The sequence below is a fragment of the Salinivirga sp. genome (genome assembly GCF_055145285.1).
The window spans coordinates 17117-35048 of sequence record NZ_JBSRDC010000004.1 but is presented as its reverse complement, the minus strand read 5'-3'; the positions used below and the strand labels follow the sequence as shown (position 1 = coordinate 35048).

The window sequence follows — 17932 nt, the reverse complement described above, 5'->3', positions numbered from 1 at the left end:
TTTGAAAGTTGAAATGCATAACTTCGGTAGAAGAAATGCATATCTTCCAATGTTTACAAGCTTTTTAAAATAGACTATTGCGATTTTAAATCAGAATAATATGTACAAAATCTTAATTACCGGTGGTGCGGGTTTCATAGGTAGTGCCCTTGCGGAGAAATTAATAGCTGATAAGAATAATTATGTGGTTATAGTTGATGATTTGTCCACCGGCGATTTTGGCAAATTACCACAAACACCGAGAGATAACTGGAAGTTTATAAAATGCGATGTCAATGAATACCGGGATATATCTGAGATTATGCTGGGCTTTCAGTTCGATTATGTTTTTCATTATGCTGCGGTTGTGGGGGTTAAAAGAACACAAAAATATCCCGTCAGAGTGTTGCGCGATATAGAAGGAATAAAGTATATTTTGGGGTTGGCTAAAAATACCGGCGTTAAAAGGGTGTTTTTCTCCTCGTCCTCAGAAATTTATGGCGAACCAGTAGAAATTCCACAAAACGTTTATACAACACCGTTAAACTCCCGACTTCCATATGCTATAGTAAAAAATGTAGGCGAAGCATTTTTGAGAAGTTACTGTCGCGAATACGATTTAAGTTATACCATCTTCAGGTTTTTTAATACCTACGGACCCAAACAATCAATAGATTTTGTGATTAGCAAATTTCTGGTCAGGGCCTTCAATAATCAGGACATAACTATTTATGGTAATGGGGAGCAAACCCGAACTTTTTGTTATGTCGACGATAATGTCGATACTACACTCAAGGCTTTTTACGAAGGTAACGTGGTCAATGATGTAATTAACATAGGGGGCAGCAGGGAAATAACCATAAATGAACTGGCCAAAACAGTAATTGAACTCACAGGAAGTAAGTCAAAAATTAAGTATTTGCCACCGCTGAAAGAAGGAGATATGAAACGAAGAAGACCCGACAACACAGAGATGAAAAATATACTTGAACGCGATTTAATTCCACTAAAAGAAGGATTAAATAAAATTTTGGAAATTGGTCTTTACGAAAATAAATAGTCATGCATAGTTTCGAAGAATTGCAGGAAATATTTAATAAAGAAATCGACTGTTACAGTCCGGCAGTTGAACCCGAAAATTTACAAAAACCTGTAATTTATACCTTGGGTATGGGCGGAAAACGCCTGCGTCCAGTTCTGCTTTTAATGGCTACAGAAGCATTTGGCGGTAAATATCAAAACGCCATGCCAGCAGCAATGGCCGTTGAAATTTTTCATAATTCCACACTTATCCATGATGATATAATGGATGAAGCAGAATTGCGTCGAAACCAAACTACAGTACACCAACAGTGGGACATAAATACGGCCATCCTTAGCGGTGATTTAATGATTATTAAGGCCTATGAGCAGCTTGGCTTTATTAACAGCAATAAAATTACTGAAGTCTTAAATGTATTTAACAGAATAACCTCAGAAGTGTGTGAGGGTCAGCAATATGATTTAGATTTTGAGACCAACAACGAGGTAAGCCTCTCTGATTATAAAAAAATGATTCGGTTGAAAACTTCTGTTTTGTTGGCTGGAGCTTTGCAAATTGGTGCCATTATTGGTGGTGCTCATGTTGAACAGGCCAAAAAGATATACGCTTTTGGCGAAAATCTTGGACTGGCATTTCAATTACAGGATGATTATCTCGATGCCTTTGGAAACACTAAAACTTTTGGAAAAAAAATTGGCGGAGACATAAGTGCCAATAAAAAAACTTTCTTGTTGCTGAAAGCATTGGAACTGGCTAAGGGAGCTTATCACGATGAACTTACTTCGTTGATAGGGAACAACAACATCTCTGAAAATGAGAAAATTAGTGACGTGCTCGCCATATATGAGAAGCTTGGCATAAAAGCATTAGCCGAAGATGAAATAAAAAATCATTTTAATAAAGCAATCGATTATTTGGAAGAGGTTGACATAGACGAGCAACAAAAAGATTACCTTTATGACCTCTCCAAAAAATTAATGGATCGTCAATCATAGTTTGTAATATAATTTTTATCTTTAAATCATATTATAGGAATAAACATTAATCCAAAATATTACTTTTTATATACGTAATTTTTGGTAGTAAATAAACCGAAAAACTTTATCTCATGGCTCAGAATATCGGTAAAATATCACAAATCATCGGTCCTGTGATTGATGTTGTGTTTGATCAGGACAAAACAGAATTACCTGACATCTATGAATCCCTTGAAATTGAAAGGAAAGGAGAGATTAATTTGGTGTTGGAGGTGCAACAGCATATTGGAGAAAATACAGTCAGAACCATTGCTATGGACTCTACAGACGGGTTACAGAGGGGATTGGAAGTAAAAGCCACAGGATCTCCTATCCTCATGCCAGTGGGCGAAAACGTCAAAGGTCGGTTATTCAATGTAACCGGTGACGCAGTTGATGGCATTAAACCGCTGGATAAAACCAATGGCTATCCGATTCACCGTGAAGCACCGGAGATAAAAGATCTTACCACCGAAGCAGAAATTTTGCATACAGGTATTAAAGTTATTGACCTCATAGAGCCTTATGCCAAAGGAGGAAAAATTGGTTTGTTCGGTGGTGCCGGAGTTGGTAAAACAGTAGTTATTCTGGAGCTAATCAATAACATTGCAAAAGCTTACAGTGGAGTATCTGTTTTTTCGGGTGTGGGAGAACGAACACGTGAAGGTAACGACCTTTTGCGCGAAATGCTCGAAGCCGGAGTTATTGATTACGGCAAAGAATTTATGGAGGATATGGAAAAAGGCGGATGGGACCTCTCCAAAGTAGATCCCGAAGCCTTAAAAAAATCTAAATTGGCCCTGACTTTTGGTCAGATGAATGAACCGCCCGGTGCACGTGCACGAGTAGCTCTTTCTGGACTTGCCCTCGCAGAGTATTTCCGTGATGGAGGAGAAGATGGCAAAGGAAGAGATATCTTGTTTTTTATGGACAATGTCTTCCGTTTTACCCAGGCCGGTTCAGAGGTTTCAGCGTTGCTTGGCCGTATGCCTTCGGCTGTGGGTTATCAGCCTACTCTGGCTACGGAAATGGGTGAAATGCAGGAACGTATTACATCTACAAAGCACGGTTCTATTACATCTGTACAAGCGGTTTATGTTCCGGCAGATGACCTGACAGACCCAGCCCCTGCTACAACATTTGCTCACCTCGATGCTACAACCGTATTGAGCCGTAAAATATCAGAGTTAGGTATATACCCGGCTGTAGATCCATTAGATTCTACTTCCCGTATTCTTACACCAGAAATTGTAGGAGACGACCATTATAATACCACCCAGCGTGTAAAAGAGATTTTGCAGCGTTATAAAGAGTTGCAGGATATTATTGCCATTCTCGGTATGGACGAACTTTCTGAAGAAGACCGTGAGGTGGTACACAGAGCACGCCGTGTGCAGCGTTTTCTTTCGCAACCCTTTCATGTAGCCGAACAATTTACCGGAACGCCCGGCGTACAGGTCCCAATTGAAGAAACAATCAAAGGCTTTAAGATGATAATGGACGGAGAAGTTGACAAATATCCCGAAGCTGCATTTATGATGGTTGGTACCATTGAAGAAGCCATTGAGAAGGGCGAAAAAATGCTCGCAGAATCTAAAGAGTAAGGTCGTATGCAACTTAAAATTATTACACCGGAAGAGTCGCTTTTCGAAGGCGAAATTGAGTTAATTCAGGTTCCCGGAAAAAAAGGAGCTTTTGAAGTACTTCATAATCATGCCCCCATAATTTCTACATTAGTTGAGGGGAAAGTGAAAGTAAAACCAACCGGCGAAGAAGAAAAGTTTTTTGATATTCCGGGAGGTGTAATTCAGGTTAAGAACAATAATATTATAGTACTCACTGAAATGAGTGCATAATTTTTCAGGCTATCGTCGTATATTGCTACAAATCTGCCAGATAATTAGTTTTGCGACGATAGCTTTTCTTTTGTTTCGTCCTGCTCGGGTTTAATTTCAAAATCAATTTTATTACTACCTTTGGCCCCAATTGTAGCATTATTTCTATGAATACCGTAAAATATCTGATTATCCGCTTTAGCTCAATCGGCGACATTGTGCTTACAACTCCTGTGGTACGTATGCTAAAACAGCAGGTCGAAAATGCCGAAGTACATTACCTTACCAAATCAAAATTTCGTACGCTGGTAGATTCTAATCCGTACATTGATAAAGTACATGCATTGGATGATAATATGCCTGAAATCATTGAGACACTGAGAAATGAAGGGTTTGATTATGTGATTGATCTGCATCGTAATTTGCGTTCTCTACGAGTTAAAAAAACGCTGCACCGCATGAGCTTTTCTTATAATAAGCTCAATTGGAAGAAATGGCTGTATGTGCGTTTTAAAATAAACAAATTACCCGATGCACATATCGTAAACCGGTACCTTGAAACCACAAAACTTTTCGATGTTGAGCACGACGGCAAGGGTCTTGATTATTTTTTCTCTGAAGCGCAGCAAACTTCAATAGATCTTCCGAATGATTTTGAGCGGGGATATGTGGTGGCAGTGCTGGGAGCAAACCATGCAACAAAGCAAATACCCAACGAAAAGCTGATTGAAATTTTAAATAAAGTTGACAAACCTGTGGTGTTAGTCGGAGGTAAAGGAGAGCAAGCAAATGCCAGCGAAATTGAACATAGCCTTGGTGTGCCGGTGAGTAATCAATGTGGCCGCTTGTCAATTGATGGTTCTGCAGAGATTATTAAAAAGTCAAAAGTTGTTGTTACCCCCGACACCGGTATGATGCACATTGCAGCTGCGTTAAAAAAACCTATTGTAAGTGTCTGGGGCAACACCACTCCCGCATTGGGAATGTATCCTTATATGCCGGGAATGGAAGACAAATACTATATTGCCGAAGTTAATAATCTCGCGTGCCGCCCTTGTTCAAAAATAGGATTTGAGAAGTGTCCAAAAGACCATTTCAATTGTATGATGAAACAAGATATTGCGGCAATTGTTAGTCAAATAAATTTGTACTGGACTAAATATGAGTAACCCTGTTTTATATAACCGGAGCATTAAACGAACCGACGTTGAGATTATGGCTCCGGCAGGCAATTTTGAAGCCCTCCAAACCGCTATTCAGGCGGGTACCGATGCTGTGTATTTTGGTGTCGGACATTTAAATATGCGCGCCCATTCATCAGCCAACTTTCAGTTGGATGATTTGCCGGAGATTGTAAGCCGGTGCGAAACCAATAATGTAAAAAGTTATCTGACGGTCAACACGGTGCTCTACGATCATGATTTGAAACCTACCAAAACCCTGATTCAGAAAGCAAAAGCGGCGGGTATCTCTGCTTTGATTGTGTCCGATATGGCGGCTTTGCTTTATGCCAGGGAACTCGATATGGAAGTACATGCCTCTACACAACTGAATATTAGCAACACGGAGGCATTGAAGTTTTTCTCAAAATATGTAGATGTATCAGTATTGGCCCGGGAGCTAAACCTGAACCAGGTCGCCGGGATTATCCGAAATATTGAAAAGCAAGGCATAACAGGACCATCAGGAAATCCTGCACGCATAGAAATATTTGTACATGGAGCTTTATGTATGGCCATTTCCGGTAAATGCTACCTGAGCCTGCATGAGTTTAATGCCAGCGCCAACAGGGGAGCCTGCATGCAAACCTGTCGCAGGTCATACACGCTTACCGATAACGAAACAGGTTATGAAATTGGCGTAGACAACGAGTACCTGATGTCGCCCAAAGATTTATGCACCATTGGTTTTTTAAATAAAATTCTTGATGCCGGTGTCTCCGTACTTAAAATTGAGGGTCGCGCACGTTCGCCCGAGTATGTAAAAACAGTAGTTCAGGTTTACGACGAAGCCGTAAAAGCTATTGCTGACGGGAGCTATAATCAGGAAAAGATAGACCATTGGATGACACAGCTTAAACGTGTATTTAATCGTGGGTTTTGGGATGGTTATTATCTTGGCCAGAAAATGGGCGAATGGAGTCATATTTACGGTTCGCAAGCTACGGAAAGAAAAGTTATAGTTGGTAAAACAACCAATTATTTCAGTAAAATTGGCGTGGCAGAATTTAAGCTTGAAGCCCGTGATTTAAGTAAAGGCGACAAAATTTTAATTGTTGGACCAACCACAGGAACCATAGAGATGACAGTAGAAGAATTACGACTCGATAAAAAGCCCGTTGAACATGCACCTCAGGGTAGTTTTGTGAGTGTGCCAGTTCCCGGTTTGATAAGACGTAGCGATCAACTTTACAAAATTGTACCCGCTGAGTATGCCAAATTACAATAGCACATTTAGTGAAGCGTTTAATGAAAACCATACTACTCAACCGTAAAAAATGTATTGGCTGCGCCATTTGTGCAGATGTTTATCCCGATATTTTTTCAATGGATGAGGAAGATGGAAAGGCCAGCCTTACCGGGCAAAAAAAGTTAGTTGATATTCAGAAAATTAGGTATCCGGTTGACGATGATGTGGCACAAGTAGTAGATAAATGTGTTGTAGATGCCATTCATATTGTGTAATCGTAAATTGAAAATTTGGCGATTGAAAGGTAACTATCGCTAAAATATTATCTTTGTCGGAATGTATACTACTATACAAAAATATCTTACCCGGGAAAATATCCATATTTTGGGTATTATTGTAATGTTTGTCGGCATGCCCCTGGCCAGGTCACTTATGACCATTGGGCAATTAATCATATTGGCTAATTGGGTGTTCGACAAAGAAATATTGGCAAAGCTTAAAAAAGCACTTAGTAACAAGCTTGTATTGTCGTTTCTCGGAATCATAATTATACATTTTCTCGGACTCTTATATACTGAGAATTTTGAATACGCAGCCAACGATCTTAGGGTGAAATTACCACTTCTCTCGCTGCCCCTTATTTTTGCAACCACTAAACCATTAAGTGTTCAGCAATGGCGATTCGTATTTAAAATTTTTGGAATCGCCATTTTGGTAGCATCTTTTATTAGTACTTACCTGCTGATATCCGGTGGTGTGGTCGGTTATCACAGCATAAGAGGAATTTCTTTTGCAATTTCACATATACGGTTGTCGTTAATGATTAATCTTGTCATTTTCGTGTTCATCTATATGTCTGTTTTTATTCATAAAAACGATAAATATTTCAGATACTGGAGCATACCATCAGTCTTGTGGCTGATTGTTTTTTTGGCTATGCTAAGATCTTTAACCGGAATTGTTGTTTTAGGTGTTGGCTTTTTTGGCATGAGCCTCTACTACACTCATTTGATCAATCACAAGGTGTTTCGTTTTATAGTATACAGTATCATTATTGGTTTATCTTTGATTGTAATTTCTTTCGTAGTGCATTCATGGGCCAGGTATAATTATCGTATAGTGCCTAAGGCAGATGAGTTGCCCGCTGTAACAAAAAACGGCAACAAATATAAGCACTACCTAAACCGTACTTTATACGAGAATTCGCATTTTGTATACGCCTGTATTTCAGAAAAAGAGCTGAGAAAAGCGTGGAACAAACGGAGCACATTTAAGTATGGAAAGAAGGATAAAATTGGTCACCGAATCAAACATACCTTAATCCGGTATCTTGCATCCAAGGGCTATACTAAAGATTCCGTAGGTGTATGGAAACTTAACGAATCTGATATACAGGCCATTGAAAACGGTGTGGCCAATTGTTTGTATGCGAAAAAAATTAACTTGTACTCGAATCTGTACCGCGTTTTTTGGGAGATTGAGCGCTATAAAGAAGGTAAAAATCCGAGTGGTCATTCCATCATTCAGCGCATATATTATGTGGAAGCCGGCTGGGAAGTTTTTAAAGCCAATCCACTAATTGGAGTAGGTACTGGCGATGTGCAGGATGCCTTTGACAATTATTATGAAAAAACAGACAGTCAGTTAATTCATAAAAGGCGACTTCGGGCACACAACCAGTTTTTAACCATTTTGCTCACTTTTGGATTAATAGGATTTATTATTTTTATGTGGGCTATCATATATCCTGTGCTGTACGAATATTACCGCAAAAATTTGAATTTACCTATGCTCATTTTTTTGTTTATAGTATTTATTTCAATGCTTAATGAAGATACCATTGAAACCCAGGCCGGGGGGTTGTTTTTTACATTTTTCTATGTGTTTTTCCTCTGGGGAATAAAAGAAATGCCCATACCTCGCAGGCAAAGCACCATACATTATTTTCAAAAACCAACTAAGTAATCACAAATATGGAAATAGTTTTCGCAACGCATAATGCCCATAAGTCGAAGGAAATAAAAAAGTTGGCTTCGGGCATTGCAACCATTCGGAATTTGAGTGATATAGGTTACGAGACCGAAATTCCTGAAACGGGCACTACATTGAAAGATAATGCGCTGGAGAAATGTCAGTTTGTAAAAAGTTCTGTTTTATTACCCGTATTTGCAGACGATACCGGTTTCGAGGTTGAGGCGCTTGGCGGGGCTCCGGGTGTTTATTCTGCACGTTACGCGGGTACACCTAAAAGCGATGAAGCAAATCTGCAAAAGCTTTTACACGAAATGAAGGGAAAAGAAAATCGCAGAGCCCGGTTTAGAACCGTAATTTGTTTTTTGAAAAATGATCAACCGCTTTTTTTTGAGGGTGTCGTAGCCGGTGAGGTTATCAATACCCCGAAAGGAAAGGAAGGTTTCGGCTATGATCCGGTTTTTGTGCCCGATGGTTACAGACAAACTTTTGCAGAAATGGACCTGGAGCTAAAAAATCAGATCAGTCACCGGGGAAAGGCATTCAGTAAATTTATTCACTATTTGCGTGAAAACGCTGGCAAATAAAATATTTGCGTCCAAATTGAGTTATTGAACTGAACCTTTAATACATATTTTATGGCAAGAGTATTTCTGTTTTATTCCATATTGATATGGTTATCGCTCACAGGCATATCATTCACAGGTTATGGACAGGGCTATGCTATTGGCGATTGGGAAAGCCATTTCTCATACCGTCAGGTAAATTTGGTAGATGGGAATGAAAATGAAATATATGCGGCCACAAGCAATGCTATATTTAAGTACAACCTGACAACAGGCGAATTTACCACTTTTTCTACTGTCGAAGGCTTGTCTGGTGTCAATATTTCTTCCATAAAATACCATCAGGAATTGGATTTTTTGATGGTCGGGTACAGTTCCGGTCTTGTCGATTTTGTTTATCATAATGAAGTGTATACCCTGGCGGATATTCAGCAAAACACCTCATTAAATGCCAAATCAGTTAATAATATTCATTTTGCCGGCGATACTGCCTTTTTAGCTTGTGACTTTGGGCTTGTACTTATTAATATTCCGGAGCGTGAAGTACAAAGTACCTTTTTCCTGGGCTCCAGCGGCGATGCTATTATTACTTTCGATGTAACTACCAGCAATGATTCCATTTGGGTGGGTACAGATAAAGGGGTTTATTGTGCTGCAAGAACAGGTATTAACTTGCACAATTACCAAAACTGGAACGTACTTCAGGCTATTCCTGATTATAACCTACAGGTTCCTTTTATAGAAAAAGTTGGCGGTGATATTTATATTGCTCAAAGCAGACCCGACGACACAACCGATATTATTTATAAATATCAGGGAGGTAGTTACGCACAATATTACGATTACGAAAAATACAGGGTTTATGGAATGGAAAAACGCAATGGCGTAACCACAATTATTTCGTCCTATAAGGTGCGGTTTTTTAACAAAAACGGTAACTTGTTGACACAATATTATTTCAATGGATATAATAATAATTGGGGCCACACCTCTGCAGCTATTTTAATTAATGGAATTGCGTATTTTGCTGACCCGACATATGGTATTGTGAAAGCTGAACCTGGTCAGGAGCGTGTTATTCTCCCTAATTCTCCTTTCACGAATGCTATTAATGACGTAGAGGCTTCCAATGGCAAAGTATATTTTGCCGGAGGGGTTGCAGGCGCTAAATACAGGCGTTATGGAATGTATATTTACGATGGTCAGTGGATTAACCTGAACAACAGGAATACCGAAGAATTATTTGAAGTGCGCAACTTGAATTATATTCTGCCCGACCCGGGTAATGATGCGCATTTCTTTGCCACGTCAAACGGTTATGGTCTGTTAGAGTTTATGGATACTACTGTAATTAATCATTACAATCAGGATAACAGCCCACTTGAGAATTTTAATAATATAGACAAAGCATACATTTTAGCTTCAGGTTTGGTGTATGACAACAATAAAGATGTGTGGATTACAACATCTCAGGTGCCTCACACATTGTATTTGTTCCAGCCTGCAGGTGCTGAGTGGGAAGCCTACAGCTTGCAGGGAAGTATTTCGAACCGGATTACATCCAACCTTACGGCCATGCCGTGGGGCGATATTTGGTTTGTAGACCAGGACTATGGCTTGGTGGCATTTGATCCTGAAAAAATTAAAAATGGGTCTATTGCCGATGGTTACAAGCGCTTTAGGGTTATTGGCAGCGACAATAGCATGCTCACCAGTTTTGTGACAACTATGGCCGTAGACCAGGATAATTATGTGTGGGTTGGCCTGGATGAAGGGGGTGTAGCCGTTTATTATAATGCCCAATCTGTATTGAATTACGACATCCGAGCTTCACGAATCATAGTTGAAAAAGAAGGCATAGCACAATATTTACTCGAAAACGAGCGGGTCTCCTGTATTGCTGTAGATCCGGGGAACCGCAAATGGGTGGGCACTCAAACCGGAGGTGTATTTTTAATATCTGAAGATGGCACAGAGCAAATTTTAAATTTGAACGCAGAGAACAGTCCGTTACCTTCAGATTTTATTCGCGATATTGGAATTGATGATACCAATGGATGGGTATATATTGCCACTGATGAAGGTCTGGTGTCATATTATTCCGGAATAAAAGAAGCAAAATCCACGGTCGACAAACCCAGGGTTTATCCCAATCCTGTAAATGAAAATTATCAGGGACTGGTACACATCGAAGGACTGAGTAATAACATGAAAGTTAGAATAGCTGATGTAGCCGGTAATATTATCTTTGAGACGTTCAGTAAAGGAGGAACAGCACTCTGGAATATGCGCGACTTCAATAATCAGCGTGTAGAAACAGGTGTTTACATGATTTATGCTTCATCATTCGATGGTACATCTACAGCCGCGGCAAAAATTTTTGTTGTCAGCCGATGAGTACTTCTACAGAAGGTATAGTAATACGAACAATCCGTTATAGCGAAAGTCAATTGATTGTGCATCTCCTGACAAGAGATTTTGGTCGCTTTTCTGCCATTGTGCGTCGCAACCGGAAAAGGGGTAGTTCCAATTATTTTCAGCCGCTTTTTCATTTAAGTCTCGAAGTGAATTTTTCTCCAAACAGATCTTTGCAGCGAATTCAGCAGTTGCGATTTGCGAAACCTTATGCCGACATTCCTTTTTCTGTGCAAAAAAATACTGTTGCACAATTTATTGCCGAAATACTGAGCAAAGTGGTTCCGGAGCAGGAGCCTGACAAAGAGTTTTTTAGCTTTTTAATTAATGCTTTTCACCTTTTTGATGAGGAAAAAGACAATCCGCAGCATTTTCATTTATTGTTTTTATTGCACCTGACACGATTTCTGGGAATTTTCCCTTCAAAAAAAACCGACAAACAGGCATGGTTTTCCCCCTCTGAAGGGTCCTTTGTGCCACAAATTATGCACGATACAATTCCTGAGGAATTGAATGTGAGCTTTAATAAACTTTTGCATACCCCTTTGTCAGGTTTTCACAAATTAAAGTTTGACAGAATGACCAATCAAGCCTTATTGGCTCAAATAGTCGATTATTACCATATACAACTTAATATAAGCAGGTTGAAAACATACGATGTGCTTAAACAAGTGTTTAACTAATCAAATCTTTGTATCTTGTAAACGATTATTTGAAAATGGCGTTATATATGCATCACTGGTTTAAAAAAATGTGTAATGAAATTTAACCATACAATAAGAGGAAAGATAGCTGACTATGGAACCATGATTTTTTCAGAGGTTTCAAAGCTTTTTAATGAGCATCGCGCGTTGGACCTATCCAGAGGCTTCCCCAATTTCGAGCAGGATAAAAAACTGACCCAACTCATAAAAAAATATGTTGATGAGGACCGGAATTATTACCTTTCTATCAATGGTCACAAAGGTTTGCGCAGAAACATTTCTGCTATTTTTAAAGAAAAATATGGTATTGAGTACGACCCAAGTAACGAAGTAACCATTACCGCTGGGGCCTCTCAGGCCATTTACACTGTTTTGTCCAGCACTGTGCGCGAAAACGATGAGGTTATTATTTTTGAACCCTCGTATGATTTATATGCACCAACGGTTGAAATAAACCAGGGTAAACCCATATATGTCAAACTTGAAGAGCCTGATTTTCATATTGACTGGTCAAAGGTCCAAAAATTGATTACGCCCAATACAAGAATGATTATTCTGAACAATCCGCATAGCCCGACAGGTACCATTTTAAAGGCGCATGATTTGGATGAACTGCACAGAATAGTCAACGGAACAGATATAATGATTCTCGGAGATGAAAGCCTGCAGTTTTTGATTTATGATGGTTATGAACACCATAGTTTGGCCCGAAAACGTGAGCTTGCCGAACGGAGTTTTATTGTGGGGGGCTTTGGAAAAGCATTTCAAATTACAGGATGGCGTGTAGGTTTTTGCATTGCACCCGAAGATTTAATGCATGAGTTCCGAAAGCTTCATCAATATATTGCATTTAACGTTAATACCCCGGCTCAATTTGCACTGGACGACTACTTGTCCGAAGGGGTCGATTTCGGCCAAATATCCCGCTCTTTTGGGCAAAAAAGAGACTATTTTGCCCGGTTATTAGAAGGTACTTCCTTTGAATTGTTACCGGTTAAATCCGGCATGTATCAACCTGTGAAATTTCCAAATGAAGCCGGCCTGAGCGACAAGGATTTTGTGTTGAAGTTAATTAAAGAATTCGGTGTAGCTGGCGTGCCGCTCTCAGCCTACATGCATGACCATTCCAATTATGGTATTGTGCGGTTTTGTTTTGCGAGGCCGCAGAATGTGCTCGACCAAGCTGCTGAAAAATTGAGGCTGGTGAAATAACACCTGTTCATTGAAGCTACGGGTAAGCTTCAGGCAAATGCACCCATTATCCAGGCCACTCACCCTGAAAGTTATCAATATGCATTACATCTTATCGGTAAGGTTAATAAATTTTCACTTATGTTGATTGATGTGCATACCCATCAGCAAAATGACCGCTGTAGTATTTTGAGCCTGCACGCCGAAGATTTTTTACAAGGAAATTTTCCAACGGGTTTTTATACTGCCGGTCTTCACCCCTGGTATGCAGATGAGTCCAAAGCACAGCGTTTTTGCAACTACCTGGAGAAACATAAGCCCGAAAATCTCATCGCTATTGGAGAATGCGGTTTAGACCGGGTAAAGGGCCCTGAGCTTTCAATACAGGAAAAAGTTTTTAAGCATCAGTTAGATGTGGCGCATAAGCTAAAGTTGCCGGTTATCATTCATCAGGTAAAATCATTGAGCGATATATTTCCATTTATTAAGTCATATGCAAATATTCCATTTGTTTTACACGGTTTTCAGGGAAATATCCAGCAACTACACCAATTATTAGACTACAATGTGTACTTTTCTTTTGGAAAAGCCATTTTACACGCTTCATCTAAATTGCAGAAGGTATTAACCGAAGTCCCGCTTGAGCGTGTTTTTTTCGAGACCGATGAAACGGATTGCAAAATCAAGTCAATATATGATAACTTTGCAGCTTTTCGAACGGTAGATGTGGAAGAACTTGAAGTAAAAGTTGAGCATAATTTTACTAAAGTGTTTAAAAAGAGAATTTAATGATGTGGAATGATAGAACGAGGTTGCTTTTTGGAGCGGAAAACATAACGCGGTTGGCAGCATCTCATGTTTTGGTCGTTGGATTAGGAGGCGTTGGGGCAATGGCTGCGGAGCAATTGGCCCGCGCAGGAATCGGACAAATGACCATTGCAGATGCCGACACCATTGAACCTACAAATATCAACCGGCAGTTGCCGGCCATGCGGTCTACAATTGAGCAAAAGAAAGTAGATGTAATGGCGAATCGATTGCGTGATATTCAACCGGACATGGATCTGGTTGTGTTGGATGAATATCTGCGCGACCAACGAATGATCGAAGTACTCGAAACCCCCTTTGATTACGTGGTAGATGCCATTGATACTTTGGCGCCAAAGGCATACCTCATTTACCATAGCTTAAAAAACGGTTATCCTGTGGTGAGTTCAATGGGCAGTGGCGGCAAAATGGACCCTTCCGGGGTAAGGGTTGCAGATATCAGTAAAACCCATCACTGTCAGCTGGCCCGGATGGTGCGAAAAAGACTTTATAAACTTGGTGTACGTAAAGGGGTAAGAGCTGTTTATTCGCCGGAAGAGGTTGATAAAAACGCCATTGTGGTGGAGCAGGGACTGAATAAAGCCAGTAATGTGGGTACTATTTCTTATATGCCAGCCATTTTTGGTTGCTTCTGTGCATCTGAAGTGATACTCAATTTGACTAAAAAGCCCACCTGATATGGCACTTTTATCTTTTAAGATTGTATTTTTGTTAATTAATGTTGATTTTAAATAATTTTTCAATGTCAAAGATAAGAATTACCAAAGAGTTTAGTTTTGAAATGGCGCATGCCCTGCGCAATTATGACGGGCCATGCCGCAATATACACGGACATTCCTACAAGCTATTTGTAACTATTATAGGAGAACCTAAAGAAGATGATGCCGACCCCAAAAATGGGATGCTGATGGATTTCGGCGCTCTGAAAAAGTTGGTAAACAAGGAAATTGTGGATAAATATGACCATTCGGTTGTGGTGTATAAAAACGATGAGCGCCTGCCCGAAATGCAGCATTTGTTCGAAAATATCATCGTTGAACAAAAGCAGCCCACCTGTGAGAACCTCGTGGCTGATTTTGCCGCAAAAATTAATAAACAACTACCCGGCAACCTGTCGGTTTTTAGCATTAAACTATATGAAACTGCCACCAGCTTTGCCGAATGGTATGCTTCAGATAATCCAACAGAATAATTAAATACAGGCTTTATGGCTAAACCAAAACTTTTTTTGCTCGATGCTTATGCGCTGATATACAGATCATATTTTGCATTTATTAAAAACCCACGCGTCAATAGCAAAGGGATGAATACCTCTGCTGCTTTCGGGTTTATGAATGTGCTTACCGAATTGCTCAATAAAGAAAACCCCGACCACGTAGCTGTGGTTTTCGATGTAAGTGCACCCACCTTCAGGCACGAGATGTATAAAGAATATAAAGCCAATCGTGAGGAGATGCCCGAGGAGTTGCGGAGCAATATTCCGTATATCCGCGATTTAATAAAAGCCATGAATATTCCACTTATCGAGCAAAAAGGCTACGAAGCTGACGATGTAATTGGAACATTGGCCAAAAAGCTTGAGCCAAATGGCGTAGAGGTTTTTATGATGACGCCCGACAAGGATTATGGACAGTTGGTGAGCGATGGCATAAAAATGTATAAACCCAAGCGCTTTGGACAGGGCATCGATATTCTTGGTGTTGATGAAATAAAAGAAAAATATGGTCTTGAACGCCCAGAGCAACTTATTGATGTGATGGCACTCTGGGGCGATTCTTCAGACAACATTCCCGGTGCACCGGGAATTGGCGAAAAAACTGCCCGAAAGCTTATCGGCCAATATGGCTCTGTAGAAGAGCTTTATGAGCATATTGACGAGCTTAAAGGCAAACAAAAGGAAAAGCTTATTGAACATAAGGACCAGGTAATGCTATCCAAAAAGCTGGTAACCATTAATGTAGAAGTTCCTATTGACCAGGATTATAGCGACCTTGAAAGAAAAGAAATTAACGAGGAAGAGCTCGAAAAGCTTTTCAATGAACTGGAGTTTCGCAACCTAAAGAAGCGAGTCATGCCAGAGCGTGCTGTGCAATCTGAAGCTCAGGGTTCATTGTTTGGTGATAATGAAACTTCTGAAGAAAAAGATGATTTCGAAAACATTCAAACAGTTGAGACAGATTATAAACTGATTATTACAAAAAAAGAAACTGAGGATTTTGCAGCGTTACTTAACAAGCAGTCTGCCTTTAGCTTCGATACGGAAACCACTGCTTCGCAACCATTGAAAGCCGACCTTGTGGGCATGTCTTTTTCATGGAAAAAAGGAAGCGCATACTACATAAGTGTTAAAGGCAATGAGCTTGAAATAAATAATATAATAAAGTTGTTTAAACCAATACTCGAAGATGATTCTAATAAGATAACCGCGCAGAATGCCAAATACGATATGCTTGTTATGCGGCAGTATGGTGTCAATCTTGGACATAATTTGTTCGACACCATGATTGCCCATTATCTGATTCAGCCCGAATTACCACACAATATTGATTCAATTGCAGAGCGGTACCTCAACTACAAAAAGGTTACCACCGAATCATTAATCGGCAAAAAAGGAAAGGGTCAAATGAGCATGGGACAGCTCAACCCGGAGAAGATAAAAGATTATGCATGCGAAGATGCCGATATTACCTGGCAACTTAAACCTTTGCTTGAGGACCAATTGAAAAAATATGAGCTGGACAAACTGTTTCAGGAAGTTGAAATGCCCCTGGTACATGTACTCGCCGATATGGAATATTATGGTGTTACCATTGACAGCGGGGCATTAAAGAATATTGCCGAAGAACTGAGGACGGAGCTGATCGCTCTAGAGCAAAAAATTCATGATTATGCCGGTATGGAGTTTAATATTGCTTCGCCTAAACAACTCGGGGAAGTGCTATTCGAGAAACTTAAAATAACCGACAAACCTAAACGCACAAAAACCAGGCAATATGCCACCGGTGAAGATGTACTGGAACGGCTTGCCGATAAGCACGAAATAGTGCCGGCCATACTGGAATTCCGTGGTTTAAGTAAATTGCTCAATACCTATGTGGAAGCTTTGCCCAAACTTGTAAATCCCAAAACAGGCCGGATTCATACTTCCTATAACCAGGCAGTGACCAGCACCGGGCGTTTAAGCAGTACCAATCCAAATTTGCAAAACATACCCATACGCGATGAGAAAGGGAAGATTATTCGCAAAGCATTTATCCCGGGAGATAAAGAACATGTGTTGCTCGCTGCTGACTATAGCCAGATTGAATTACGCATTATGGCACACTTAAGCCAGGATGAAGCTATGCTTGAAGCTTTTCAGAATGATGAGGATATTCACCAGTCTACAGCAGCAAAATTATTTGACTTAAAGCCCGATGAGGTAACCCGTGAACAGCGCGGCCAGGCAAAAGGGGTAAATTTTGGTATCATTTACGGTATCTCAGCATTTGGTTTGTCGCAAAACACCGGTATGTCGAACAAGGAGGCTAAACAGCTTATCGATAGTTATTTTGAAACCTATCCGAAAGTAAAGGCTTTTATGGATGAATCCATTGCCCGGGCACGCGAAAAAGGATATGCCGAAACCATTATGGGGCGCAAGAGATTTTTGCCCGATATAAACTCGGCCAACCGCACCGTGCGGGGAGCTGCTGAACGCAATGCCATCAATGCGCCTATCCAGGGTTCTTCGGCAGATATGATCAAGGTGGCCATGGTTAAGATAAACAAGGCACTGGCCGAAAAAAATCTTAAAAGCCGCATGATTATGCAAGTACATGATGAGGTAATTGTCGATACACGAAAAAATGAAATAGATGAAGTAAAAACAATCGTCCTGGAAGCAATGAAAAATGCAGTTTCACTTAAAGTAAAAATGAAGGTAGATATAAATACCGGTAACGACTGGCTCGAAGCACATTAATTCAACCTAAAA

Annotated in this window: 16 protein-coding genes; all 16 read left to right on the top strand. The window is 40.1% G+C overall.

Features of this window, described 5'->3' with window-relative positions; translation table 11 throughout:
- Positions 1-100 precede the first annotated feature (100 nt).
- The gene (locus ACTB0Y_RS00585; RefSeq protein WP_463204837.1) at positions 101-1039 is read left to right on the top strand and encodes an NAD-dependent epimerase/dehydratase family protein; all 939 of its coding nucleotides are present in this window, start codon (positions 101-103) and stop codon (positions 1037-1039) included.
- A gap of 2 nt (positions 1040-1041) precedes the next feature.
- Complete coding sequence (locus ACTB0Y_RS00580; RefSeq protein ID WP_463204836.1) at positions 1042-2016, top strand: polyprenyl synthetase family protein; 975 nt, start codon at positions 1042-1044, stop codon at positions 2014-2016.
- 113 nt (positions 2017-2129) lie between these two features.
- On the top strand, positions 2130-3641 hold the full coding sequence (atpD, locus tag ACTB0Y_RS00575; protein ID WP_463204835.1) for a F0F1 ATP synthase subunit beta: 1512 nt from the start codon (positions 2130-2132) through the stop codon (positions 3639-3641).
- 6 nt (positions 3642-3647) lie between these two features.
- Positions 3648-3893 (top strand): ATP synthase F1 subunit epsilon, encoded by a 246-nt coding sequence (gene atpC / locus ACTB0Y_RS00570; RefSeq protein WP_463204834.1) that lies wholly within the window; start codon positions 3648-3650, stop codon positions 3891-3893.
- Between the two features lie 146 nt (positions 3894-4039).
- The gene (locus ACTB0Y_RS00565; RefSeq protein ID WP_463204833.1) at positions 4040-5041 is read left to right on the top strand and encodes a glycosyltransferase family 9 protein; all 1002 of its coding nucleotides are present in this window, start codon (positions 4040-4042) and stop codon (positions 5039-5041) included.
- On the top strand, positions 5034-6320 hold the full coding sequence (locus ACTB0Y_RS00560) for a peptidase U32 family protein (RefSeq protein ID WP_463204832.1): 1287 nt from the start codon (positions 5034-5036) through the stop codon (positions 6318-6320). The genes ACTB0Y_RS00565 and ACTB0Y_RS00560 overlap by 8 nt, the downstream gene beginning before the upstream one ends.
- Before the next feature lie 8 nt (positions 6321-6328).
- Positions 6329-6556, top strand: coding sequence for a ferredoxin (locus ACTB0Y_RS00555; protein WP_463204831.1), 228 nt, complete (start codon positions 6329-6331; stop codon positions 6554-6556).
- Between the two features lie 61 nt (positions 6557-6617).
- Complete coding sequence (locus ACTB0Y_RS00550; RefSeq protein ID WP_463204830.1) at positions 6618-8246, top strand: O-antigen ligase family protein; 1629 nt, start codon at positions 6618-6620, stop codon at positions 8244-8246.
- Positions 8247-8254: 8 nt separating this feature from the next.
- A complete protein-coding gene (gene rdgB, locus ACTB0Y_RS00545; RefSeq protein WP_463204829.1) occupies positions 8255-8839 on the top strand; it encodes an RdgB/HAM1 family non-canonical purine NTP pyrophosphatase in 585 nt (194 codons plus the stop codon).
- A 51-nt stretch (positions 8840-8890) separates the two neighbouring features.
- Complete coding sequence (porZ, locus tag ACTB0Y_RS00540; RefSeq protein WP_463204828.1) at positions 8891-11215, top strand: type IX secretion system anionic LPS delivery protein PorZ; 2325 nt, start codon at positions 8891-8893, stop codon at positions 11213-11215.
- Positions 11212-11916 carry a DNA repair protein RecO gene (recO, locus tag ACTB0Y_RS00535; RefSeq protein WP_463204827.1) on the top strand — a complete coding sequence of 235 codons (705 nt, stop codon included), beginning with the start codon at positions 11212-11214 and terminating at the stop codon, positions 11914-11916. Before porZ ends, recO begins: the two co-directional genes overlap by 4 nt.
- A gap of 75 nt (positions 11917-11991) precedes the next feature.
- Positions 11992-13149, top strand: coding sequence for an aminotransferase class I/II-fold pyridoxal phosphate-dependent enzyme (locus ACTB0Y_RS00530; RefSeq protein ID WP_463204826.1), 1158 nt, complete (start codon positions 11992-11994; stop codon positions 13147-13149).
- A 120-nt stretch (positions 13150-13269) separates the two neighbouring features.
- Positions 13270-13917 (top strand): TatD family hydrolase, encoded by a 648-nt coding sequence (locus ACTB0Y_RS00525; protein ID WP_463204825.1) that lies wholly within the window; start codon positions 13270-13272, stop codon positions 13915-13917.
- Positions 13917-14633, top strand: coding sequence for a tRNA threonylcarbamoyladenosine dehydratase (locus tag ACTB0Y_RS00520; protein ID WP_463204824.1), 717 nt, complete (start codon positions 13917-13919; stop codon positions 14631-14633). The genes ACTB0Y_RS00525 and ACTB0Y_RS00520 overlap by 1 nt, the downstream gene beginning before the upstream one ends.
- Positions 14634-14698: 65 nt before the next feature.
- Entirely contained in the window at positions 14699-15148 is a 450-nt protein-coding gene (locus ACTB0Y_RS00515) for a 6-pyruvoyl trahydropterin synthase family protein (protein ID WP_463204823.1), read from the top strand.
- Positions 15149-15163: 15 nt separating this feature from the next.
- On the top strand, positions 15164-17920 hold the full coding sequence (gene polA, locus ACTB0Y_RS00510) for a DNA polymerase I (protein ID WP_463204822.1): 2757 nt from the start codon (positions 15164-15166) through the stop codon (positions 17918-17920).
- The last annotated feature ends 12 nt before the right edge of the window (positions 17921-17932 follow it).

Coding starts and splice junctions, on each gene's coding strand:
- ACTB0Y_RS00585 (WP_463204837.1), top strand. CDS start 101: ATGTACAAAATCTTAATTACCGGTGGTGCGGGTTTCATAGGTAGTGCC.
- ACTB0Y_RS00580 (WP_463204836.1), top strand. CDS start 1,042: ATGCATAGTTTCGAAGAATTGCAGGAAATATTTAATAAAGAAATCGAC.
- atpD (WP_463204835.1), top strand. CDS start 2,130: ATGGCTCAGAATATCGGTAAAATATCACAAATCATCGGTCCTGTGATT.
- atpC (WP_463204834.1), top strand. CDS start 3,648: ATGCAACTTAAAATTATTACACCGGAAGAGTCGCTTTTCGAAGGCGAA.
- ACTB0Y_RS00565 (WP_463204833.1), top strand. CDS start 4,040: ATGAATACCGTAAAATATCTGATTATCCGCTTTAGCTCAATCGGCGAC.
- ACTB0Y_RS00560 (WP_463204832.1), top strand. CDS start 5,034: ATGAGTAACCCTGTTTTATATAACCGGAGCATTAAACGAACCGACGTT.
- ACTB0Y_RS00550 (WP_463204830.1), top strand. CDS start 6,618: ATGTATACTACTATACAAAAATATCTTACCCGGGAAAATATCCATATT.
- rdgB (WP_463204829.1), top strand. CDS start 8,255: ATGGAAATAGTTTTCGCAACGCATAATGCCCATAAGTCGAAGGAAATA.
- porZ (WP_463204828.1), top strand. CDS start 8,891: ATGGCAAGAGTATTTCTGTTTTATTCCATATTGATATGGTTATCGCTC.
- recO (WP_463204827.1), top strand. CDS start 11,212: ATGAGTACTTCTACAGAAGGTATAGTAATACGAACAATCCGTTATAGC.
- ACTB0Y_RS00530 (WP_463204826.1), top strand. CDS start 11,992: ATGAAATTTAACCATACAATAAGAGGAAAGATAGCTGACTATGGAACC.
- ACTB0Y_RS00525 (WP_463204825.1), top strand. CDS start 13,270: ATGTTGATTGATGTGCATACCCATCAGCAAAATGACCGCTGTAGTATT.
- ACTB0Y_RS00520 (WP_463204824.1), top strand. CDS start 13,917: ATGATGTGGAATGATAGAACGAGGTTGCTTTTTGGAGCGGAAAACATA.
- ACTB0Y_RS00515 (WP_463204823.1), top strand. CDS start 14,699: ATGTCAAAGATAAGAATTACCAAAGAGTTTAGTTTTGAAATGGCGCAT.
- polA (WP_463204822.1), top strand. CDS start 15,164: ATGGCTAAACCAAAACTTTTTTTGCTCGATGCTTATGCGCTGATATAC.